Source organism: Corynebacterium faecale, from assembly GCF_030408735.1.
GTDB classification, from domain to species: domain Bacteria; phylum Actinomycetota; class Actinomycetes; order Mycobacteriales; family Mycobacteriaceae; genus Corynebacterium; species Corynebacterium faecale.
In genome coordinates, this window is sequence record NZ_CP047204.1 from 1,155,484 (window position 1) to 1,175,654 (window position 20,171).

General features: G+C 59.6%; 15 protein-coding genes. 13 read left to right on the top strand and 2 right to left on the bottom strand.

Annotated elements, in window-relative coordinates; all coding sequences use genetic code 11:
- Positions 1–45 precede the first annotated feature (45 nt).
- The 3 genes from CFAEC_RS05360 to CFAEC_RS05370 all read left to right on the top strand — a co-directional run bounded on the left by CFAEC_RS05360 (position 46) and on the right by CFAEC_RS05370 (position 3,350).
- Complete coding sequence (locus CFAEC_RS05360; protein WP_290279471.1) at positions 46–1,728, top strand: carboxylesterase/lipase family protein; 1,683 nt, start codon at positions 46–48, stop codon at positions 1,726–1,728.
- Positions 1,728–2,390, top strand: coding sequence for a (2Fe-2S)-binding protein (locus tag CFAEC_RS05365; protein WP_290279473.1), 663 nt, complete (start codon positions 1,728–1,730; stop codon positions 2,388–2,390). The genes CFAEC_RS05360 and CFAEC_RS05365 overlap by 1 nt, the downstream gene beginning before the upstream one ends.
- Positions 2,391–2,483: 93 nt before the next feature.
- On the top strand, positions 2,484–3,350 hold the full coding sequence (locus tag CFAEC_RS05370) for a hypothetical protein (protein ID WP_290279474.1): 867 nt from the start codon (positions 2,484–2,486) through the stop codon (positions 3,348–3,350).
- Between the two features lie 27 nt (positions 3,351–3,377).
- Here the strand turns inward: CFAEC_RS05370 and CFAEC_RS05375 are convergent, their stop codons facing one another.
- Positions 3,378–3,863 (bottom strand): hypothetical protein, encoded by a 486-nt coding sequence (locus CFAEC_RS05375; protein ID WP_290279476.1) that lies wholly within the window; start codon positions 3,861–3,863, stop codon positions 3,378–3,380.
- A 156-nt stretch (positions 3,864–4,019) separates the two neighbouring features.
- Here CFAEC_RS05375 and CFAEC_RS05380 point away from each other — a divergent pair, with 156 nt between their 5' ends.
- A complete protein-coding gene (locus CFAEC_RS05380) occupies positions 4,020–5,279 on the top strand; it encodes an MFS transporter (RefSeq protein WP_290279477.1) in 1,260 nt (419 codons plus the stop codon).
- A gap of 3 nt (positions 5,280–5,282) precedes the next feature.
- Positions 5,283–6,644 carry a DHA2 family efflux MFS transporter permease subunit gene (locus CFAEC_RS05385; RefSeq protein ID WP_290279478.1) on the top strand — a complete coding sequence of 454 codons (1,362 nt, stop codon included), beginning with the start codon at positions 5,283–5,285 and terminating at the stop codon, positions 6,642–6,644.
- Between the two features lie 30 nt (positions 6,645–6,674).
- On the opposite strand, the gene metE is transcribed toward CFAEC_RS05385, so the two are convergent.
- Positions 6,675–8,927, bottom strand: a complete 2,253-nt coding sequence (metE, locus tag CFAEC_RS05390; RefSeq protein ID WP_290279479.1) for a 5-methyltetrahydropteroyltriglutamate--homocysteine S-methyltransferase — start codon at positions 8,925–8,927, stop codon at positions 6,675–6,677.
- A 501-nt stretch (positions 8,928–9,428) separates the two neighbouring features.
- Here metE and CFAEC_RS05395 point away from each other — a divergent pair.
- The 8 genes from CFAEC_RS05395 (at position 9,429) to CFAEC_RS05430 (ending at position 20,133) form a co-directional block, all read left to right on the top strand.
- Positions 9,429–10,541, top strand: coding sequence for an ImmA/IrrE family metallo-endopeptidase (locus CFAEC_RS05395; RefSeq protein WP_290279480.1), 1,113 nt, complete (start codon positions 9,429–9,431; stop codon positions 10,539–10,541).
- Positions 10,542–10,578: 37 nt separating this feature from the next.
- Entirely contained in the window at positions 10,579–11,880 is a 1,302-nt protein-coding gene (locus CFAEC_RS05400; protein WP_290279481.1) for a plasmid pRiA4b ORF-3 family protein, read from the top strand.
- A 54-nt stretch (positions 11,881–11,934) separates the two neighbouring features.
- Positions 11,935–13,470 carry a hypothetical protein gene (locus tag CFAEC_RS05405; RefSeq protein ID WP_290279482.1) on the top strand — a complete coding sequence of 512 codons (1,536 nt, stop codon included), beginning with the start codon at positions 11,935–11,937 and terminating at the stop codon, positions 13,468–13,470.
- Between the two features lie 472 nt (positions 13,471–13,942).
- A complete protein-coding gene (locus CFAEC_RS05410; RefSeq protein ID WP_290279484.1) occupies positions 13,943–14,257 on the top strand; it encodes a hypothetical protein in 315 nt (104 codons plus the stop codon).
- 463 nt (positions 14,258–14,720) lie between these two features.
- Entirely contained in the window at positions 14,721–16,136 is a 1,416-nt protein-coding gene (locus CFAEC_RS05415) for a trimethylamine monooxygenase (RefSeq protein ID WP_290279486.1), read from the top strand.
- A 121-nt stretch (positions 16,137–16,257) separates the two neighbouring features.
- Positions 16,258–17,658, top strand: a complete 1,401-nt coding sequence (locus CFAEC_RS05420) for a plasmid pRiA4b ORF-3 family protein (RefSeq protein WP_290279488.1) — start codon at positions 16,258–16,260, stop codon at positions 17,656–17,658.
- Positions 17,659–17,725: 67 nt separating this feature from the next.
- Positions 17,726–18,403 carry a YczE/YyaS/YitT family protein gene (locus CFAEC_RS05425; RefSeq protein ID WP_290279489.1) on the top strand — a complete coding sequence of 226 codons (678 nt, stop codon included), beginning with the start codon at positions 17,726–17,728 and terminating at the stop codon, positions 18,401–18,403.
- A gap of 308 nt (positions 18,404–18,711) precedes the next feature.
- On the top strand, positions 18,712–20,133 hold the full coding sequence (locus tag CFAEC_RS05430; protein ID WP_290279491.1) for an alkaline phosphatase: 1,422 nt from the start codon (positions 18,712–18,714) through the stop codon (positions 20,131–20,133).
- Positions 20,134–20,171: the final 38 nt, after the last annotated feature.

A 20,171-nucleotide genomic window follows, 5' to 3' on the forward strand; every position in this document is an offset into this window, starting at 1 on the left:
GCGCTTTCGTTGCCGACCCACCTGATCCGGCCTAGCCTTGGGCTCATGGATGCTTCGACGTGGACTCCGAGGCCGACAGCGCAGCTGGCCAACAGTGCCGCCGGTTCGGTGTTGGCGGATGACCTGGTGATTCCGACATCCCTGGGATTCGTCAAAGGTGTAAAAGGCCCTGGCCTGCGAACCTGGCGTGGCATTCCTTATGGGAAGAACACCGGTGGCAAGTACCGTTTCCGCGCGCCACGGCCCATGAAGAGGTGGCAGGGTGTGCGGGACTGTTCCATGTTCGGCGATGTGGCACCGCAGCCCACCTATTCCTGGACTGACCGGGTCCGTGGGTCGGAGGATTGTCTGAACCTGGATATCGTCAGGCCGGATACCGATGAGACGCTCCCGGTGGTGGTGTATCTCCACGGTGGTTCCTTCATCATGGGCGCCTCAAGTGAGAAGGCCCTGCGCGGTTATAACCTGGTCAGGGACATGAACGTGATCTACGTGGCGATCAACTTCCGCCTCGGCGCGCTGGGGTATCTGGATATGCGCTCCGTCGGTGAGGATTGCGTGGCTAATCCCGCACTGCATGATCAGTTGCTGGCGTTGAAGTGGGTCAAGAAGAATATCGAGAATTTCGGTGGCGACGCCGACAACATCACCCTCATGGGCGAATCGGCGGGTGCCGCCGGGGTTATTTCCCTGATGTGTGTCCCCACCGCGCACAGCCTCTTCCACCGGGCGGTGGTGCAGTCAGCCCCGATGGCCACGGTGCATTCCGCCACGCAGTCCAAGTTATGGGCGCGGGAACTGGTCTACCGGATGGCATTGTCCCGGGAGACCACCCTGGATGAGCTGCGCAGGGAATCTGCCGAGGATCTGGTGCGCGCCGGGCAGTCGATGCTGTGGCGATCAGGGGAGTTGCTCTACCTCAATTCCTGTTATGGGCCGACGGTGGATGGCACTTTGTTGCCGGATCACCCGATCACCATGTTCGAGCAGGGACGTCAGGCGCGCATTCCGCTCATCATCGGCACCAACTCGGATGAAACATCTTTTTCCAAGGCGTTCTATCTGCGTAACTCGGCCCGCAGGCGGTCGGCGCTGCGGATGCTCAATGTCTTCGATCCGGAGAACACCGATCTGGTCATGGACGCCTACGGGGGAGGGGAATCGCGGTCGGAGTTCGCGCAGCTGCTGGCGGATGCCATCTTCTGGGCGCCGTCGGTGCGGCTCGCCCAGGCGCATGCCCGCTATGAGCCAACCTGGATGTACCGCTTTGATTACGCCCCGGAATCCCTGCGCCGCATCGGGTTGGGTGCCATCCATTCCTTCGAACTCAATGCTGTTTTCGGTGATCATGAATCCTCCCGGGCGATGGGTTTCACCAGGATCGGTGGGGGCATCAACCACCTTCAGGACATCACCGACCTGGTGCAACATCATTGGGGAGAGTTCATCCGCACTGCAAAGCCAGGGGAGCAGTGGCGCCCGTACCGGGGCCGCACGGATGAGGAACCGGGTCGCGGAACCTTCGTCATCGACACCACCAGCAGGATGGAGTGGGACCCACGTCAGGCGAAAAGGATGGCATGGGAGAATTACGACATGCTCGAGTGGGGCACCGGACGCCCCGATCTGGCGGCGGAACTTGATTATCTGCTCGCGCAGGAGGAATCCGATGAGCCTGTCCCGGAGATGCGCTGGATGGGTCTGATGCAGATGTTTGGAGTTCGTTGATGAGTTTTTGGAACCGGGTTGTTGCCCAGTACCCCCTGTTCGCCGATACCTTGGTGCCGGGTCCCGACGCGCGACCCATCACGCTGGACGAGCTCTCCACCACGGAGACAATCACCGCGGCGGTGGCTGCAGGGCAGGAACTGTTCACCATTGAGCAGCCCAAGCATGCAGGTCAGCTGTGGTTCTATAGTCTGTGTAACGCGATGGTCGCCCCTTCTGTTTATGCCATGGTCGAGTTTGACACTGTGCCCAGCCTGGATCTGTCCAAGGGAGAACTCCATGCGGTGGATGACTACTGGTTCGGCTTCTCCACCGACGAGTTCCTGGGTCCTGGGGATTATCACACCGCAGGCAAGGAGTATGGGGAGGCGGTGGGGCGGGTCGTCGACAAGCTCTGTGAGGTGGCCGACCTGCGGCCCGCGCCGCTGTGGGCGGTGGCCAGCGACTGCCTGGCGATCGCGGCGGTGCAAGCCGGCGATGAGGCGTTCGAGGAGGAGCTGGGGCGCGAGGTGGCAACGGCGCTTATCCGCGGCCTCTCCCACACCGCTTCCGTCCCGGCACCACGATTCACCGCGGAGGGGAAGTTGAAGCGTGCAACGTGTTGCATGATCTATCACTCGCCGAAAGCGGATATGTGCACCTCCTGCCCACACTTGCGATGAAGTGGTGGGCAAGCCGGGGGATCGGGCACTAGGCTAGTCGGCAGTGTCTGAGGGGCCCTCCCCAGCACAACCCAGATGGAAGGTCATCCGAACATGAGCTTTTTCGAGGACATCGCAGCTGCGCTCGATAGTGATGGTATTGAGTCGCGCGTGAACGGCGACACGATGTTTGTTCCGATCACCTCTGACCTGGAAATCCAGTTCGTGGAGATCGATTCCCTCCTACCGGCGGCCAACGTGTACATCGCCGCCGCCAATGTTGATGAAGATGATGAGGACTTCGAGGCCGTGTTGGTCTCTGTGGTGTTCTCCATCGAGGATGCCGTTGCCGCCGTGGCCAAGCATGTCGCCACCGATCAGGTGGTCACGGTGCTGCGTGACCTGCTCGAAGGCACCGACGAACGAATCCAGGACCTCGAATTTTATCAGGACGCCGCCAACGCCAACCTCGTTCGCGCCGAAGTAGGACAGAACTCTGAACTGCAGGTTTTGGTTGAGGTGGAGGACGGCATCCCGACCGCCACCGTCAGCTTCGTCGCCATTGGTGAATCTTTCGAGGACCTGATGGATCAGGCGATCGAGGAACTCTGGGAGTCTGACGGCGATGCCGTTCTGTCAGAGGAGGACCGCCAGAAGATGTTCGCGGATCTCACCACTGAGCTGGAGTTCGCCACCGATGAGGTCCTTGACCTGGGTACGTTCACCGATTTTGATCGCCTCTTCGACATCCTGTCGCTAGCCGATGATCATGCTGATGATTGGGAGGAGCAGCTCGTCCCCTTTGATGACGAGGAATTTGATGAGCCGGATGTTTATGACCTCTTTGTTGATGATTCCGATGATGTCGACTTCGACGATGCTGACGAAGACGAGCAGGACGATGAGGACGACGAGGACTTCGACGACACAGATGATTCCGATGATTCCGATGCGGACGAAGACGGGGACAAGGATAAATAGCTGATCCTGCACCCCACTGCGGCTGGCTCAGGCTGCGTGCGCAGGCCTCTGGAACAGGGTTGCCGGTGAGGGCAGTGGGGTGAAGCGGGAATCGATGAGCCAACAGAAGGTGGGGGTGGGTTCATCGGTGAGTTGATGGACGCAGGTGATCTGTTCGTCGGCAAGCATGGCACGTACCCAGGCCTCGGCGGTTGCGCCGGGCACACGGTGGCCGCTGGGATCGGTGATGCGGACGGTGACCAGGTAGGCGGGGCTCTGGGAAATACCGGTGTCCCGGATGATGTCACGGACGGCGTCACCGACCCGCATGCGTGACAGTGTCAGCGCCAGGGGAGGAGCACCGGGGAGTGATGTGCTCGGTGGACGCCAGGTGGCGACCGGGCGGGCAAGTGAACGCGGATGGCGCATCATCGAGGTCACGGCGGCGAGGGTGTCGGGGCAAGAGGCGCGTAGTTGATCGGCGTGGCGGGTGGGCGAGGTGAGGGCTGCGAGACGGTTGATGTGTTTGATCATGGCTGTTGAGTGTAGAACAGCTACCGGACACATGTTCGAACATGGATAGAATGCTTGTTCGAATATGGGCTTTAGGTGCAGCTCACATAGCTATTTTCTATAAAGCCCGCTAGCCTTGATTTCGAAATGGTGAATACTCAACAAAATCCTGAATCGATGCCTGCAGCGGCAAAAACAGCGAAACCGAAGATCCCCACGGAGATCTGGGTGCTGGTCGCGGCTGCCTTCATCATTGCGCTCGGCTACGGCCTGATTGCGCCGATCCTGCCCCAGTTCGTGGTGACCTTTGATGTCAGCCTGGCTGCGGCCTCTGCGGTGGTGTCCATTTTCGCCGGTGCGCGCCTGCTGTTCGCCCCGATGTCCGGGTCACTCATTGATCGGATCGGGTCGCGCAAGGTCTATCTCACCGGTCTGCTCATCGTCGCGGTCACCACCGGACTGGTGGCCTTTGCCCAGGAATATTGGCAGATCCTGGCTCTGCGCGGCATCGCGGGCATCGGCTCCACCATGTTCACGGTTTCGGCGATGGGGCTGATCGTGCGGATGGCCCCCGTGGAGATCCGCGGACGCTGTTCCTCCACCTACGCCTCGGCGTTTTTGTTCGGAAATATCATCGGCCCCGTGGTGGGTGCGGCCCTGTCCACGCTGGGTATGCGACCCCCCTTTGCCATCTACGGGGCATCAGTGGCGCTCGCTGCGCTCGTGGTGTGGGCGAAGATGCCGAAGGTGGATGATTCCCTGCGCTCACGCGATAGCTCCGCCCACCCGCCACTGCGGTTTGCTGAGGCCATCAAAGATTCCGCCTACCGCTCCGCACTCGTCGGGGCATTCGCCAACGGTTGGTCCAACTTCGGCGTGCGGGTGGCCACGTTGCCGTTGTTCGCCGCAGCGATCTTCACCAACGGTGGGGTGGCGGCAGGTTTTGCCATGGCCGCCTTCGCGGCCGGCAACGCCCTCTGCCTGCAGTTCGCAGGTGATCTCTCCGACCGGATCGGGCGTAAACCCCTGATCGTCTCAGGTCTGATTACCAATGCGCTGTTCACCGCCACCCTGGGTTTTGCCACCAATATCTGGGCCCTGTGCATCCTCTCAGCCCTGGCTGGTGCCGGCGCCGGACTGCTCAACCCCTCGCAGCAGGCGGTACTGGCGGATGTCATCGGTTCTGACCGCGCCGGTGGCAAGGTGCTGGCCAACTTCCAGATGGCTCAGGACTTCGGTGCGATCACCGGACCGATCCTGGTGGGCGCCATCGCCGGCGCGATCGGTTTCCAATACGGTTTCATGCTCTGCGGTGTCATCGGCCTGCTGGCTGCAGTCTTCTGGATGTTCGGCCGTGAGACCCTGCCCGTGGCCAAGGTGGAGACACTGGACGCCCCGACAGGCACCCCGTCAGATGGCCAGGCGGGCAGCAAATAAACCATGACCACTCCAGCCCCACCCATTCCAGAGAACCGAGCCTGGAAGGCCCTCGGCGCGCTCAGCGTCGGGCTGTTCCTAACGCTCCTTGATCAGTCGCTGGTGGCGGTCGCCCTGCCACGCATCCGCGAGGATCTGGGTGCGAGCATCAATCAGGCGGTGTGGGTATCGGCGATCTATCTGCTCACCTTCGCGGTACCGTTGTTGATCACCGGCAGGCTGGGCGATAGGTTCGGGCAGCGCAATGTGTACCTGGCGGGCATGACCCTGTTCACCCTCGCGGCGCTGGCCTGTGCTTTTGCGCCCACCATCGAGTTGCTGATCCTCGCGCGTGCAGTCCAGGGCCTGGGTGGCAGTCTGCTCAACCCGCAGCCGTTGAGCATCATCCACCGCATCTTCGCCCATCACCGCCGCGGCGCCGCCACCGGGGTGTGGAGCGCGGTGGCCTCCAGCGCAGGGTTATTCGGCCCCGTTGTGGGCGGCGTGCTGGTGGGGGTGGTCAGTTGGCGTGCGGTGTTCTTTATCTATGTTCCGCTCGGTCTGATCTCTCTGGTCATGGTCGCCCGCTATGTGCCCCGGCTGCCCACGGGTACTTCACGCATTGATTATCTCTCCGGCGCAGTCAGTCTCATCGCGGTGCTCGGCATCGTGGTGGCCCTCCAACAGGGCCCGGAACTGGGATACGGTCCACTGATCTGGGCCATGCTGGCTGTGAGCCTGGCGGCATTGGCGCTGTTCATCTGGATGCAGACCCGCTCCACCGCGCCGCTCATGCCGCTGCGGTTATTCCACACACACAACTTCTCCCGCGGTGCATTCGCAGTGTTCACGCTGGGGTTCACGGTATATTCCGTCAACCTGCCGATCATGTTGTATCTCCAGAGCGCGCAGGACCTGTCCCCGGAGACAGCCGGCCTGATGCTGGTGCCGATGGGAATTCTGTCCGTATTAATGTCCCCGGTGATCGGCAGGCTTACCGATCGCGTGGCCCCTGGGATGATCTCACGCATCGGTTTCACCGCGATGCTGTCCGCGATGGCACTGTTCGGCGGTCTCATGGTGGCCGATGTCGGCCCGCTGATGCTGCTGATCCCGGTGCTGCTCTTCGGTGTGGCCAATGCGATGTGCTGGGCACCCAATTCCACGATTGCGCTGCGTGATGTACCGCAGGACCTGGTCGGTTCGGCCTCGGGTGTGTACAACACCTCCCGCCAGGTCGGTGCGGTGGTGGGGGCGGCCACGCTCGGTGCAGCCATGCAGATCGCCGCAGGTCAGGTCAGTTTCGGCACCGCGATGGGCATCGCGATCCTCCTGACGCTGGTCCCGCTGGCCGCAGGGCTTGCGGCGGTATCCAAGTTCCGCTGAGCGTGCTTATCGACGCAACCCCCACGCCCCCTATGCCCGCTGCAGCAGCGTGCTCCGGGCCTGCTCTGCTGCCGCCACCAGCACCTTGAGTGAGGCGGTGGTTTCCTCCCACCCACGGGTCTTCAACCCGCAGTCAGGGTTCACCCACAGCCGCTTCGGATCCACCGATTCCAGGGCAGCGGTGAGGAGCCCGGCAACCTCGGCAGGCTCAGGCACACGCGGGGAGTGGATATCCCATACTCCCGGTCCCACACCGAGGTGGAAACCGGAGGACTTCAGTGCGGCCAGGACCTGCATATCGGAACGTGCGGCTTCGATGGTGGTGACATCGGCATCCAGATCAATGATCGACCGGATCAACTCATTGAATTCCGAATAACACATGTGGGTATGTATCTGCACCTCATCCGGGGCACCGGCGATAGCCAGCCGGAAGGCACCCACGGCCCATTCGGTATACGCCGCCTGATCCGCTCTGCGCAGTGGCAGCAACTCACGGATGGCGGGTTCATCCACCTGAATCACCTTCGCACCGGCCTCCACCAGGTCTGACACCTCATCGCGCAGGGCCAGTGCCACCTGGTCGGCGGTGACCGCCAGGGGCTGATCATCGCGCACAAAAGACCACGCGAGCATGGTCACCGGTCCGGTCAGCATGCCCTTGACAGGGCGGTTGGTCAGGCTCTGGGCATAGGCGAACCATTCCACGGTCATGGGTGTCGGGCGGGTGACGGTGCCGAATAGGATCGGTGGGCGCACGCAGCGGGATCCATAACTTTGCACCCAACCATTGGCGGTGGTGAGGAAACCATCGAGAAGCTCCGCGAAGTACTGCACCATGTCATTGCGTTCCGGTTCACCGTGGACCAGCACATCCAGGCCGAGCTCCTCCTGGCGGGCGATCACATCCGCGACCTCCGCGCGCATCGCATCGCCGTACTCCTGTGCGGTGATGGTGCCTGTGCGGAACTTCGCCCGGGCCGAACGGATCTGCTGCGTCTGCGGGAAGGATCCGATGGTGGTGGTAGGCAGGGGAGGCAGATCCAGAGCCTGCTCCTGTGCCGCCAGACGCGCCTCGAAAGGACCACGCTTCCGGTCAGCGTCGGTGATGCTCGCGTCACGTGAGGCGGTGAGTACCGAGTGCCGGCGGTCAGCGAGGGAGGCAGCGGCGGCGTCGAAAAGCGTCTCATCAACCTCGCCAGCCAGGGCGCGGGCGAGGGCCGCGACCTCAGCCACCTTCTCCTCACCGAACGCCAACCACTCGCGGACCTCCGGGTTGAGGGCGGTTTCCGGAGTGAGCGAATACGGCACGTGGAGCAGGGAGCAGGACGTGCTCACCGCGACCGGGCCGCGGGCCTGCAGGCGGCGCAGGGTGGCCAGTGCCGCACACAGGTCGGTGCGCCAGATATTACGACCATCCACGATGCCCGCAACCAGCAGTTCCTCACCAGTCCAGGCTTCCAGCGGGGTCACGCCATCAGAAACCAGATCCACACCGATCGCACCCAACCCGATGCCGGTCAGGGTGCGCAGTGCCTGGTCGCCGGCGCCGAAGAAGGTGTTCACAAACACCCCGCCGCGCTGGGCGAGCCGGGTATATCCCGCACGGACGCGCTGGAGCAGATCTGGTGCAAGATCGGTGACCAATGAGGGTTCGTCCAGCTGCACCCAGTCGGTGGGGAGTTTAGCCAGCAGTCGGGCATAGACCTCGAACAGGGTCTCCAGGTGATCCAGCGGATCAGAACCGTCGGTGCTGCGCGCCAAGGACAGGTAGGTCAGCGGCCCGATCAGCACCGGGCGCGCGTTGATGCCGCGGGTGAGCTGATCCTGGACATCGCCCAGCAGGGCGCTGTCATCCAGGATGAACCGGGTATCCGCGGACAACTCCGGAACCAGGTAGTGGTAGTTGGTGTCGAACCACTTGGTCATCGCACTCGCAGGGAACTCAACCGTGCCGCGGGCGGTGGCGAAATAGCGGTCGATGTGGGTAGGCAGACCATCATTGTCGTGGTCAGCAACGTCATGGAACCGCTCCGGGAACACTCCCAGCAGGGCAGTGGTGTCCAGCATTGCGTCGTAATAGGAACGACCCGACGTGGGGATCGAATCCAGACCCGCCCCCGCCAGCTGATCAGCATAGGCATTGGTCAGGGTCTTGGCGGTCTGGCTGAGGTCGCGTCCGGTGAGAGCACCTGACCAGAAACCTTCGAGAGCGAATTTCAATTCGCGGCGCGCACCGATTCGGGGGGCGCCAGCGATGGTGGAAGTGAAATGAGGAGTCACGTTGGTGAAGTCCTTGCAGTTTGAGCCGAACGTGCAGATCCCGGCTAGGACGCACGGCAATCCTCGTGGGGACGGCCCACCCGCATTGAAAGGATGGAGGGACTTTACGCAGGGTGTGTCTCAGTGAAACTCCCCGGTGGTTTCCTCGCCTCGTGCGGAGGTCGTCCTACCTAACGCTGTAGCTTGGTCCAGCTGCTTGAGCTTTTAAGCTGTGCGTTCCTCATCATCCGGGGCTCCAGGGAGAGGACAAAAGGTAAACCGATTGCCTGACCAACACAACCTTAGACAGCTTGGTCTGTCAAGAAGTGTGGGGGAATTAAATTCATGCATCGGGGGAAGCGGTAATGGTGTGATCAGACTGTGATCATGCTGGACTGGAGGAGGTTTTTCTCACCCAGGGGAATGTTCCATGAGATAATCCATGAGAAGCTACGGCACTAATCGCACAGCGCAATACAGGGTTCATGGGAGCTTAGAGGGGCTTAGAGGAGGGGAGCAGAGGTGTTGGAGATCCAACCGAAGTTTCTCAATCCACACCGCATCGCATTGGCACGCAAGCGCAGGGGACTGACCAAAACGGACCTGGCGGTGCGTCTCGGTGTGAACCCGCGGACGGTGGGGTCCTATGAGAAATCGGGAGCGCCCCTGGCACGCTCGGCGGATCTGGCAGAGTACCTGAGCTTCCCGGAGCAGTTCTTCGCCCAACGCGATCCAGTGGATATACCAACAGAAAACATCAACTTCCGTGCTGGGCGCCGAGCCACCGCGGTGCATCGGCATGCAGCTGTGGCGGCAGCCTCCAATGCGGTGGAACTGGCTGGCTGGATCGCCGGCCGGTTCGTGCTACCACCCTTGAAAGTGCTTAACCTCGGTGGTGTTGATCCCCGGACAGCTGCGGGTCTGCTCCGGGACTCCTGGGGCATTGACACCCAACCGATCCCCAACCTGGTGCATTTGGCTGAATACTTCGGCATCAAGGTCTACAGCCTGCCTGCACTGGCGGAGAAAGTGGATGCGTTCTCCGTCTGGTCGGGGAGGGTGCCGTTCATCTTCATCGCGCGTCGGAAAACCCCGGAAATGTTCCGTTTCGACATCGCCCATGAGATCGGCCACCTCGTTCTACACAGCAATGAACCACCCGCGGCAAAACAGGAACGGGAGGCGGATATCTTCGCCTCCGAACTGTTGATGCCCCGCGCGGCAATCCTGGAGCTGGTGGAGAAGAACCCCTCGGTGGAACAGCTGTTGGCCTTCAAAAACGAATTCCGGGTATCCGCGATGATGGCTGCGGTGGCCTGCCATAAGGCGGGCCGACTTTCCGAGGCAGCCTACCGGAGAATATGCCGTGAGCTGCATGAACTGGGATACAAACATGGTGAACCCGATGGACTGCCCACCCATGAAACGTCCAAGGTGTTCCCACAGGTGTTCCACCCTGAGCGTTTCCATGTGCAACAGGCCGCGGATGATCTTCACCTGCCCATCGAAGAGATCCATGGGTTGACCTTCTCCACGGCGTTGCATGTGGTGCAGCCGAAATTTGAACCCACCTATTTCCGCCCTGCCAGGAACTCCACCCAGGAATTCAGCCCGGACCTGCGGGTGATCAAATAGCGCTCCGGCAGCGCAGGTTCTGGTGTTGAATGAAGCCATGAACCTACAACCATCATCAGAAAACCGAATCGGCCTGCGCATCCGGGTGGAACTCAAAGGCACGACACCCCTGGTCTGGCGCACCATCGACATTCCCAGCGATATCTACCTTGAGCAATTCCACCTGATTCTGCAGGGAGCCATGGGATGGGAGAACATCAACTTCCATTCCTTCTCCGGCGCACCCAAATTAGAGAAGGCCCTGGTCAGTGAGATGGAAATTGCTCTGACAGGGAAGCAGGAGACTGAGGAGACGCTGCGTTCGGAGCATGATGTGAGGGTGGATCAGCTGCTCTATCACCCCGGGGATCACCTGCTTTATGCCTACGACTATGACGATGGATGGGAACACGCAGTAGTGGTGGTTGAGCAACTGCCCCAACCACCTGAGCAACCGCAGGTAGTAGATGGTGAGCAGGCTTGCCCACCGGAGAAGATCGGTGGACCGGTGCGGGCAAACCAGGTGGCGGCGTGGGTGCGCGCCGGTTATGACGACAGCATTCCCGCTGCCGAGCAGGATCTTCTGCGTGAACAAGTGGGGGACTGGTCCCCGGATGATTTTGATCTAGAAGATGCCAATGAGCACCTCATCACCATGAACCACTACTACTTTCGCCTCAATCCTGAACTCCTGAGAATTCGAGCTACCCTGCGGCCGGAGGCGGTGGGCCTCTTCTTGACCGAGTTCTACCACCCGATCTGGCGACTGCCTGACAGCGTGCCGGAACTCCTGCCCGCCCAGATCGAACCCTTCACCGCATTGCTGGAACTGATCGAGGGCGGGGTGGAACTTGCCACAAGCCAGCACGTTCCAGCAGATCTGGAAAATAACTGGGCGACACGGATGGGCCTGAGCACACGTGCGTCAGGTCAGCGTCACCCCATTGCACAGGTATACGAAGCCGCCCAGGACCTGGGACTTATCCACGTGCAGGATGACATGATCACACCGACACCCAGCGCACGTGAACTTGGTACCGATGGGAAGAAATGGGCAGAGCACCTGATTGCCACACTGCCATTAAGACAAGACGATTTTGATCGACATGCAGGCTTTGCCACCCTGGTCACCGTCGGCGATGGTGCCCCACGGGCAACGTGGTATTCCCGCATCCAGGAATACCTGATCCAGATGGGCTGGATCGCCACCCACATAGGCCCCATCAGGGCCTATAACAAAACCCTGTCCTTCTTTGAGCTGCTCATCAATGGTCCTACCGGCACCCGGTGGGATGACCAGCAACTCAGACAACACGAACGCGCACTCGCACCCATCTCCAGGGCCGTGGTGAAGGGATAACGCTTAATCGCAAGCCCGCCTCTGATTTTTCCGAAGCGGTTAGCATTGGTGGGCATGGAAGCGAACCTCATTGAGCGCGGACCGCAACTGTTCACCGACGGCCCCGTCACAGTTGCCATCGGCCGCGATACCGCCATCACCCAGTGGGAGATACCCAGCCACATGACCGCCGATCGGGTCTCGTTGGACTCCATCGCCCATGGTATCCAGCTGGTGGAGGCGGATCTTCCGGCGCAGGCCGTGGGATCAGTCTTTGTCGATGAACGCGCCGGGGCAGAGGACTTCGCTGCAGCACCTGAGATTCCCGCCCGTCGTTTCCTCATTGCCGAAGCCATGGCATCAGTATGGCGCTCCCGGATCCAGGACATTGCCGATTCCTCCGCCCCGCTTAAGTCGGATGCGGTGAAGGACCTCGGACGCCTGGATATCCCCGGTGAGCCGTACCTCAACGAACTCCTCGCGCAACGACGACGCGAACCGCGCGCCGAGGCTGGTGAAGTGGAGGTGCTGAGGGACCTCGTATACAACCTCCGCCAGTCCGTGATATTCGGGGCGGCCGGTTTCATGGCCACCGACCCTGCTGATTCAAAGGACACCACCCAGCAGGCACTGGCCCCAGATGGATGGATCCATAAGCTGTCCCTCCTGATCGCCGCGCAGGAATGCCTGGCCGGGGTGATCCTGACACAGATCCGCACCACTCCCGTCAGTCCCGCTACCGCAGAGGAACTGACCCAGACCTGCACGTTCATGCTGGAAAACCGGGCTGCCGATAGAAATTTGGCCGAACAACTCTCAGAAACGGTGCAACGCCTCCAGGACCCAGAGTGGCGGACCACCAACGTGGTGAAAAAGATCATCAGCCGCTCAACACACCGGATGCTGGACGAAGCAGTCCACATCATCGGCCCCTTCGTAAAGCTTCGCCAGGGCAGTGAAGACACTTTCCCCACACTGGAGCTGACCCCGGGCGCCTCTGCCGGGGACAACGAGGTCCTCGATGCAGAACTGGTCGACGAATTTGACCCCGAGGAACTGGCCACAATTCTTGGCGATCTCTTCGAGAAAATGCTCCCCGACGCCACCGCCTACGTGGAAAAACTTGCACGGGACTACCCCAATGACACCCTCCAACAGCGTGAGAACCGTGCCCGACGACGCTTTAACGATCTGGCCTCCGGCCGAACCGTTGATACCAACCACGGCTACCTGGCCCTGGACGAAGCGGTGGCACTGCACGCCATGACACTGGCGGTGCTCCGTGAAGTACCCGTGGACAACCCTGCCAAACGCAACCGCCAGGCAAAACAACTGGAATTGGCCATCACCGGTTTCAGCAGACTCCAGGACATCCCCGCGAACAAGGTTGTTCAACGGGGGATCTCCATGGCGCAGGAGTACCTTTACGCGGTCATCTTCAATAAAAGTGGTGTGGGGAAGCGGTTCCCCGTAGTGGCTCCGGCACTCAGGATGTTTGAGCGTCTTGCTCCAACCGTGGATGAAAAGTTCCTCGCTGAAAAGATGCTCTTCGTGGTCAACAGTGGCGCCTTGAAGATCATCGAAATGATGGTGAACAGGGCGATCCGATAGGTGAGGTTGCTCCATAAGGCGATCTGAGGGCTTCACAATGCTAGAACAGATCTGAAGTGTGATTTTCTACCTATTCTGGTGAACGGGGGCCGCCGAACCGATCACCTCACAACCCTCCTGGCAGCCAGGGTTTCACTCCCCAGACCACACATAATCCATCACACCCTGCTGACCGCCACCTCGTTGTCTAGTCACCTCCGGCCCTTGCCATCTGCTTGTGCCAGCGCCCTTGGCCGTTGAGTGTCACCTCGCCGCTCCGCACACTCTCGGCAGGAAACCCCGCGGAAACCCCCTAAACCCCGCAGAGCCGATATTGCCCCGTTCGTCCCAGTAGCCCCAACAGCCCCATTGCCCCCTCCCGTTGCGCCGCGAATCTGGCAGATCAATAGGAATCGCAGTGAATCCCTCGCGGATCAATAAAAATATCTCAGAAAACATTGTGTCGGAGGCCACATGATGGTGGAATTGCATCATGGAGTTGATACCAGGAGTTGCAATTGTGTTAGCCGGATCGCTACTGGCGGTTATAACCACGCTGCGCTTAGCGCATTGGAATCCTTTCGTCAGGTTGCCATTTCTGGTCGGCAACCCGGAGGATTATCCCTTCGGGTTGTATACAGGTCGTGCGATGGGATTCCTGTTCATCATGCTGGGCGGAGCAGTGCTGTATATGCCGATCAATTTGTGGGGCATGATGCTGATGGTTCTGGCCGCGGTTCCGGCACTGATGCTGACGCAGGATCATAATCGGCGCCTGGATGGGGATTTTGGACCTGAGGCGATCTAGAACCACCGCCTCACTCCACTCATAGGTCAACCAAAACAATTCCCCTCCTGCCATCCCGGGATATCCGTAGAATCCCCGGAAAATGCCCCAAAAGCCCAGTTTGGGCCCTTTTCTGCCCCTTTTTCATCCGCAATTCGAAACAAGATAAATAAGTAAAACTTGCAATAAGAATCTATTTTGATAAGATGGAATCTGGACTTAAGCGAAAATAACCTTCGCCCTGGCGGCCCCCACTGACGAGTGTGGCCTATGGGCGAGGTTAATTTTTTGACTTGTAAGCGTGGGCATTCGTATGCATACGCAGTAATTGACGGTCCCGACAAAGAGTGTGCGGTTTAAGCGTGGCTGTGGTGGCGCGTGCCAATGGTAAGTACCAATGGTGCGTGAAGAAATGATGCCCCCAGCCCCCTGCATGCGGTGCAAATGAGGCCGCCTTGTGAAAGGGGTGGTCGGGAAGGCAAGTGTGAGTAAGAAGCGCGTAGCAATTATCGGAGCTGGCCCGAGTGGAATGGCCCAGCTGAGGGCTTTTGAGTCAGCGGAGAAGAAGGGCCAGGAGATCCCTGAGCTGGTGTGCTTTGAAAAGCAGGACCAGTGGGGCGGACAGTGGAATTACACCTGGCGTACCGCAACTGACCATTACGGTGAGCCGGTCCACTCCAGTATGTACCGTAACCTGTGGTCGAATGGTCCGAAGGAGATTCTGGAGTTCGCGGAATACAGCTTCGATGAGCACTTCGGTAAGCCTATTTCCTCCTACCCACCACGTGAGGTGCTGTGGGATTATATCAACGGCCGCGCAGAGCAGTCGGATGTGAAGAAGTACGTCAAGTTCGCCCATGCCGTGCGTTGGGTTGACTTTGATGAGGACACCAAGTTGTTCACCATGCACGTGGAAAACCTGCGCACCGGTGAAACCATCAGCGAAACCTATGACAATGTCATTGTCGCTGCCGGTCACTTCAACTTCCCGAATATCCCACACTTTGACGGTATTGAGACTTTCCCTGGTCAGATCATGCACGCCCATGAGTTCCGTGGCGCTGAGACCCTGGCGGATAAGGATATTCTGCTGATCGGTGCGTCCTATTCTGCGGAGGATATCGGTTCCCAGGCCTATAAGATGGGCGCACGTTCCATCACCTATAGCTACCGCACGAAGCCGATGGGTCACGGTTGGCCGGAGGAGATGGAGGAGCTGCCACTGGTTCGCCGTTTCGATGGCTCCACCGCGCATTTCAAGAATGGTCAGAAGCGTGACTTCGATGCCGTGATCCTGTGCACCGGTTATAAGCACCACTACCCATTCCTGCCATCAGACCTGACGCTGCAGTCTGCGAACAATATCTACCCGGACACCCTGTACCGCGGTGTTGTCTCTGAGAAGAACAACCAGCTGTTCTGGCTGGGTGCCCAGGATCAGTGGCTGACCTTCAACATGTTCGATGCCCAGGCCTGGTACGCCCGCGATGTCATCCTTGGCCGCATTGAGCTGCCTACCGCCGAGGGGCAGCGCGCGCACATGGATGAGTGGCTGAAGCGTTTCAAGTCGCTTGAGGATGAAAACGGCCAGATCGATTTCCAGTGCGACTACGTCAAGGATCTCATCGAGCAGACGGATTACCCCATGTTCGATCTGGACGAGGTGGCCAACATCCAGCGCGCCTGGATGCAGTCCAAGAAGGAAGACATCATGAATTTCCGTGATGTCACTTACACCTCCGTGATCACCGGCACCAAGGCCGCTGAGCACCACACCCCGTGGATGCTGGAGCTCGATGACAGCCTTGAGCGTTACCTTGGCGAGCCGGATGAAGATGAGGCACGTGAGGTTTTCCGCGGCCAGATCCGCGACGAGTCCCGCGAAAGCCAGCGCCGCTAACCACCGGCGCAACGATTGGCTTGACGACGCCCACCCCACACCTTCCTTAAAGGGGGTGTGGGGTGGGTCTAATTTCGTCTGTTGAAACCACCATCGCGGTGCATGGGGGTTAAATGGACTCATGGTATCGCCCTCTGACAACAGCGACAACAGCGACAACAGCGATTTCAATTTCTTCAACCCGCCGAAACTACTGCCACCCACGATCCATCCTGTTCCGGATACCCCGGTGGGGTTGCAGCTCAAAGTGGTGCTGAACCAAACTGAGCCGGAGATCTGGCGCAGCATCGAAGTTCCCGGTGACCTGACCCTGGATGTTTTCCACCTGGTGCTGCAGGGTGCAATGGGGTGGCAGAATTATCATCTCCATGAATTTTCCGAGGACCGCGAACACTACCCCTTCATCACGGAATACATGTTGGAAGAAGACGGCTTTGGTTATCCAGAGGATCATTTCCGGGTTGACCAGGTGCTGAGAGAAGTGGGGGACAAGCTCAGTTACCACTATGACTTCGGTGATGGCTGGGAGCACACCATCACCGTGGAGAAGATCCTGGACACCTCACCTGATCAGCCGCGGTGTCTTGACGGCGCCCGGGCCTGCCCACCGGAGGATATGGGTGGGTTATGGACTCTTGAGGTGGTGGTTCCCTGGGTGGAATCAGGCTTCAAGAAGAAACTTGCACCAACCCATATCGATGCTGATCATTATCGGGATTGGCTCGGCACCTGGGACCCGGCAATTTTCGATGCCCAGGCAGCCACCCGGGAGCTGCAGACCCTGGTGAAAAAGAGCCCTCACCGCCTGGCCCCGGGCCTGCGCCAGGTGATGTCCCAGATTCCCTTCATGAAGGGGGAACAGCTCTATACTCTCTTGGACCTGGACATCTGGTACGAGCCGGCGGCTTCTGGTGTCGCACTCACTCCCAAGATGGTGGAGCCCTACACTCAACTTTTCGACCTGATCGGGGATGGAATGAAACTCACCCCCGCCAAGTATCTGCCCACCTCAGTGGTGCGTGACTATGCCGATCGAACGGGACTCAGTGCCTGGTGGCCGAGGAGGATCACCTCGGAATCGGTGACGCCGTTATATGGGGTCCGGGAGATGTCCCGTTCTCTGGGATTGCTGCGCGTTGCCAACGGCGTGATTGCACCCACGAAAAAGGCCAGGTCGCTGGGCGATGACCCACGTTCCTGGGAGAAGCATCTCCGCACGAAGCTGCCCCTGGGGAAAACGAATTATGATAGGCATGCTGGCTGGGCGGCACTCGTTGTTATCGGCAGTGGTGCACCCTATGAACAGTGGCCTGATCTGATTGCTGAGGTGCTCGCTGATATGGGGTGGGCGAAGAAGGATCAGTGGGGCAACAGTTACAGTCCCGGTTTTGCCAGTCCCACCTATGATGTGATTGATTTCCTGGCGGAGGGGATCGGTAGTGATATCTGGGAAAGAAAAGCACCTGAGGACCATGTGATTGCAGTGGCTGCCCTGGCGCGCAGTATGGTGATCATCGCATAACCGCGGCGGGGCGCGCACAGATCCCCCGCACAGATCCCCATCGTGGGCCTGGGTATATTGTCTCTTCATGGTTGCAGACAAGTCCTCGACGGACCCCACCAGGCGTTATGGCACCCCGATGCGCTGGGTGATGTTCTTTGCAGGTGTCTGGATCATGACGCTCGGCATCGCTCTCACTGTTCATGCTGATCTTGGCACCACACCCATTTCCACGGTGCCGGCGGCCATCGCAGCTGCCTCACCTTTATCCTTCGGTGTCATCACCATCTTGATGAGCTTCGTCTTCGTCCTCGCCCAGAAACTCATCCTGCGTAGACGCTTTACCACCTTCCAATACTGGCAGTTCCTGGTGGCCTTCGTTTTCGGCGGATTATGTGATGTCTCCCTGTACCTGACTGATTTCATCCACCCCGGTCATTATCTGTGGCAGTGGGTCACCATGCTCATCGGCGTCCTCCTGGTCTCCTTCGGGGTGTTTCTCCAGATCCTCCCGCGCATCCTGTATTCGCCGGGGGAGGGCATCGTCGCCGCGATCACGTTGGCGTCGGGTTGGCGTTTTGGCACTGTGAAGCAGTTCTTTGACTGGTCGCTCACCCTCATCGCGGTCGCCATCGGTCTTATCTTCGTTGGTGAACTCAGCGGTGTGCGCGAAGGGACGGTTTTTGCGGCTTTTGCCGTCGGCGGCATGGTCAAGGTCTACCAGCGTCTCTATGACACTTATCTGCGTCGCAATCTCCATCCATAAAACCATGTCTGTGTTCTCTTCTCCCGGGGGAAATTCGACTCACTTCGGCTGTGCTTTTGCTTAGATCAACCCGGCAATTGTCCGTCTTTAAAGTAAACCCAGCCTTAACTGAACATTGTTTTCAAGTTCATTTAACGGACACCTGTGCGGCATAACTTATGGGTATCCGTAGTCGAGAGGTCATTGACCATCTCCCAAGCTACGGTCAGCTATTTTCGCACCCGGCGCTGACCTGCCTCAATGTATGACCAGCGTCTGATTTGGTGCGCCCAGATTATTCGATGATCCCATTCGATAAGGATTTAAAAGTGGCACTTTCCCGCCTTGCACTGCGTACCGTTGCATCCGTCTCCGCGTCTGCTGTTGTCCTCGCCGGCATCATGACACCTACCGTTTCTGCCCAGAGCAGCTTCGGTTCCAGTGACCTGTTCAGCTTCGGATCCAGCGCTCCTGAAGCCCCAACCGAGCCGAAGAACATCATCTACATGGTCGGTGACGGCATGGGCTTCAACCATGTTGCTGCCACCAACCTCTATGAGACCGGCCAGACCAAGTACCGGGTCGAGGGCGAGGCTAACGTTGAAACCCTCGAAGAGCTCGCCGGTGAATCCGTGCAGACCTACGAAGACTTCAACCGTTTGTCCATGACCACCTTCCAGCACGGCGGTTCCTATGATCCGATCCAGGCATGGAATGACCACAATTACGTCAACACCGGTTCCATCACCGACTCCGCCGCAGCCGGTACCGCCATGGCAACCGGCGCAAAGACTGCTAATGGAACCATCGGCCTGGACCACGAGGGCAACCACGTCGAGAACACCTCCGAGCGTGCCATCGCTGTGGATAAGGCTGCCGGTGTTGTGTCCTCCGTGCCGTTCAACCACGCCACCCCGGCTGCCTGGGCTGCCCACAACGCCAACCGCAATGACTACCACGGCATGGCCAACGAGATGCTGAACTCCGACCTGGACGTCATCATGGGTGCCGGCCACCCGCTTTACGACGACTCCAACAACCTCCGCGCGGAGCCACGCTACCAGTACCTCTCCGAAGAGGATTTCACAGCAGTCTCCACCGGTGAGACCGACTTCACCTACGTCGAGGACAACGCTGATTTCGAGGCTCTGGCCAACGGCGATGTTGAGGACACCCAGTACTTCGGCCTGGCCAAGGTTGCCTCCACCCTGCAGCAGGGACGCGAAGGTTTCTCCGAGGCGCCTTACTCCGTTCCAAGCAACGATGTGGTTGATCTCGCCACCATGTCCGAAGGCGCACTCAACATCCTCGGCCAGGACGAGGACGGCTTCCACCTCATGATCGAAGGCGGCGCCATCGACTGGACCGGCCACGCCAACGACATCTCCCGCAACATCGAAGAGCAGCAGGACTTCAACAAGGCCGTCGACGCCGTCGTCGATTGGGTCGAACAGAACTCCTCCTGGGATGAAACCCTGCTGATTGTCACCGCTGACCACGAAACCGGTTACCTCTCCGGCCAGGACGAACTGCCCAACTGGAAGGCCCTGACCGGCGAAGCTGGCCAGGTCCCTGACCACGGCTGGTACTCCGGCAACCACACCAACCAGGTGGTTCCGTTCTTCTTCAAGGGCGCAGGCTCCGAGGACATCAAGGCTTCCGTCACCGGCACCGACCCAATTCGTGGCGAGTTCATCGACAACGTCACCGTTGCCAACCTCACCTTCAACGAGTGGTGGACCCGCGGCTAAACCCGCCCCACACCTTTAAGCGGAGCAGCGTTGGCTGC

Excerpts from the sequence above, each read along its gene's own strand:
- CFAEC_RS05360 (WP_290279471.1), top strand. The coding sequence starts at position 46 with ATGGATGCTTCGACGTGGACTCCGAGGCCGACAGCGCAGCTGGCCAAC.
- CFAEC_RS05365 (WP_290279473.1), top strand. The coding sequence starts at position 1,728 with ATGAGTTTTTGGAACCGGGTTGTTGCCCAGTACCCCCTGTTCGCCGAT.
- CFAEC_RS05370 (WP_290279474.1), top strand. The coding sequence starts at position 2,484 with ATGAGCTTTTTCGAGGACATCGCAGCTGCGCTCGATAGTGATGGTATT.
- CFAEC_RS05375 (WP_290279476.1), bottom strand. The coding sequence starts at position 3,863 with ATGATCAAACACATCAACCGTCTCGCAGCCCTCACCTCGCCCACCCGC.
- CFAEC_RS05380 (WP_290279477.1), top strand. The coding sequence starts at position 4,020 with ATGCCTGCAGCGGCAAAAACAGCGAAACCGAAGATCCCCACGGAGATC.
- CFAEC_RS05385 (WP_290279478.1), top strand. The coding sequence starts at position 5,283 with ATGACCACTCCAGCCCCACCCATTCCAGAGAACCGAGCCTGGAAGGCC.
- CFAEC_RS05400 (WP_290279481.1), top strand. The coding sequence starts at position 10,579 with ATGAACCTACAACCATCATCAGAAAACCGAATCGGCCTGCGCATCCGG.
- CFAEC_RS05405 (WP_290279482.1), top strand. The coding sequence starts at position 11,935 with ATGGAAGCGAACCTCATTGAGCGCGGACCGCAACTGTTCACCGACGGC.
- CFAEC_RS05410 (WP_290279484.1), top strand. The coding sequence starts at position 13,943 with ATGGAGTTGATACCAGGAGTTGCAATTGTGTTAGCCGGATCGCTACTG.
- CFAEC_RS05420 (WP_290279488.1), top strand. The coding sequence starts at position 16,258 with ATGGTATCGCCCTCTGACAACAGCGACAACAGCGACAACAGCGATTTC.
- CFAEC_RS05425 (WP_290279489.1), top strand. The coding sequence starts at position 17,726 with ATGGTTGCAGACAAGTCCTCGACGGACCCCACCAGGCGTTATGGCACC.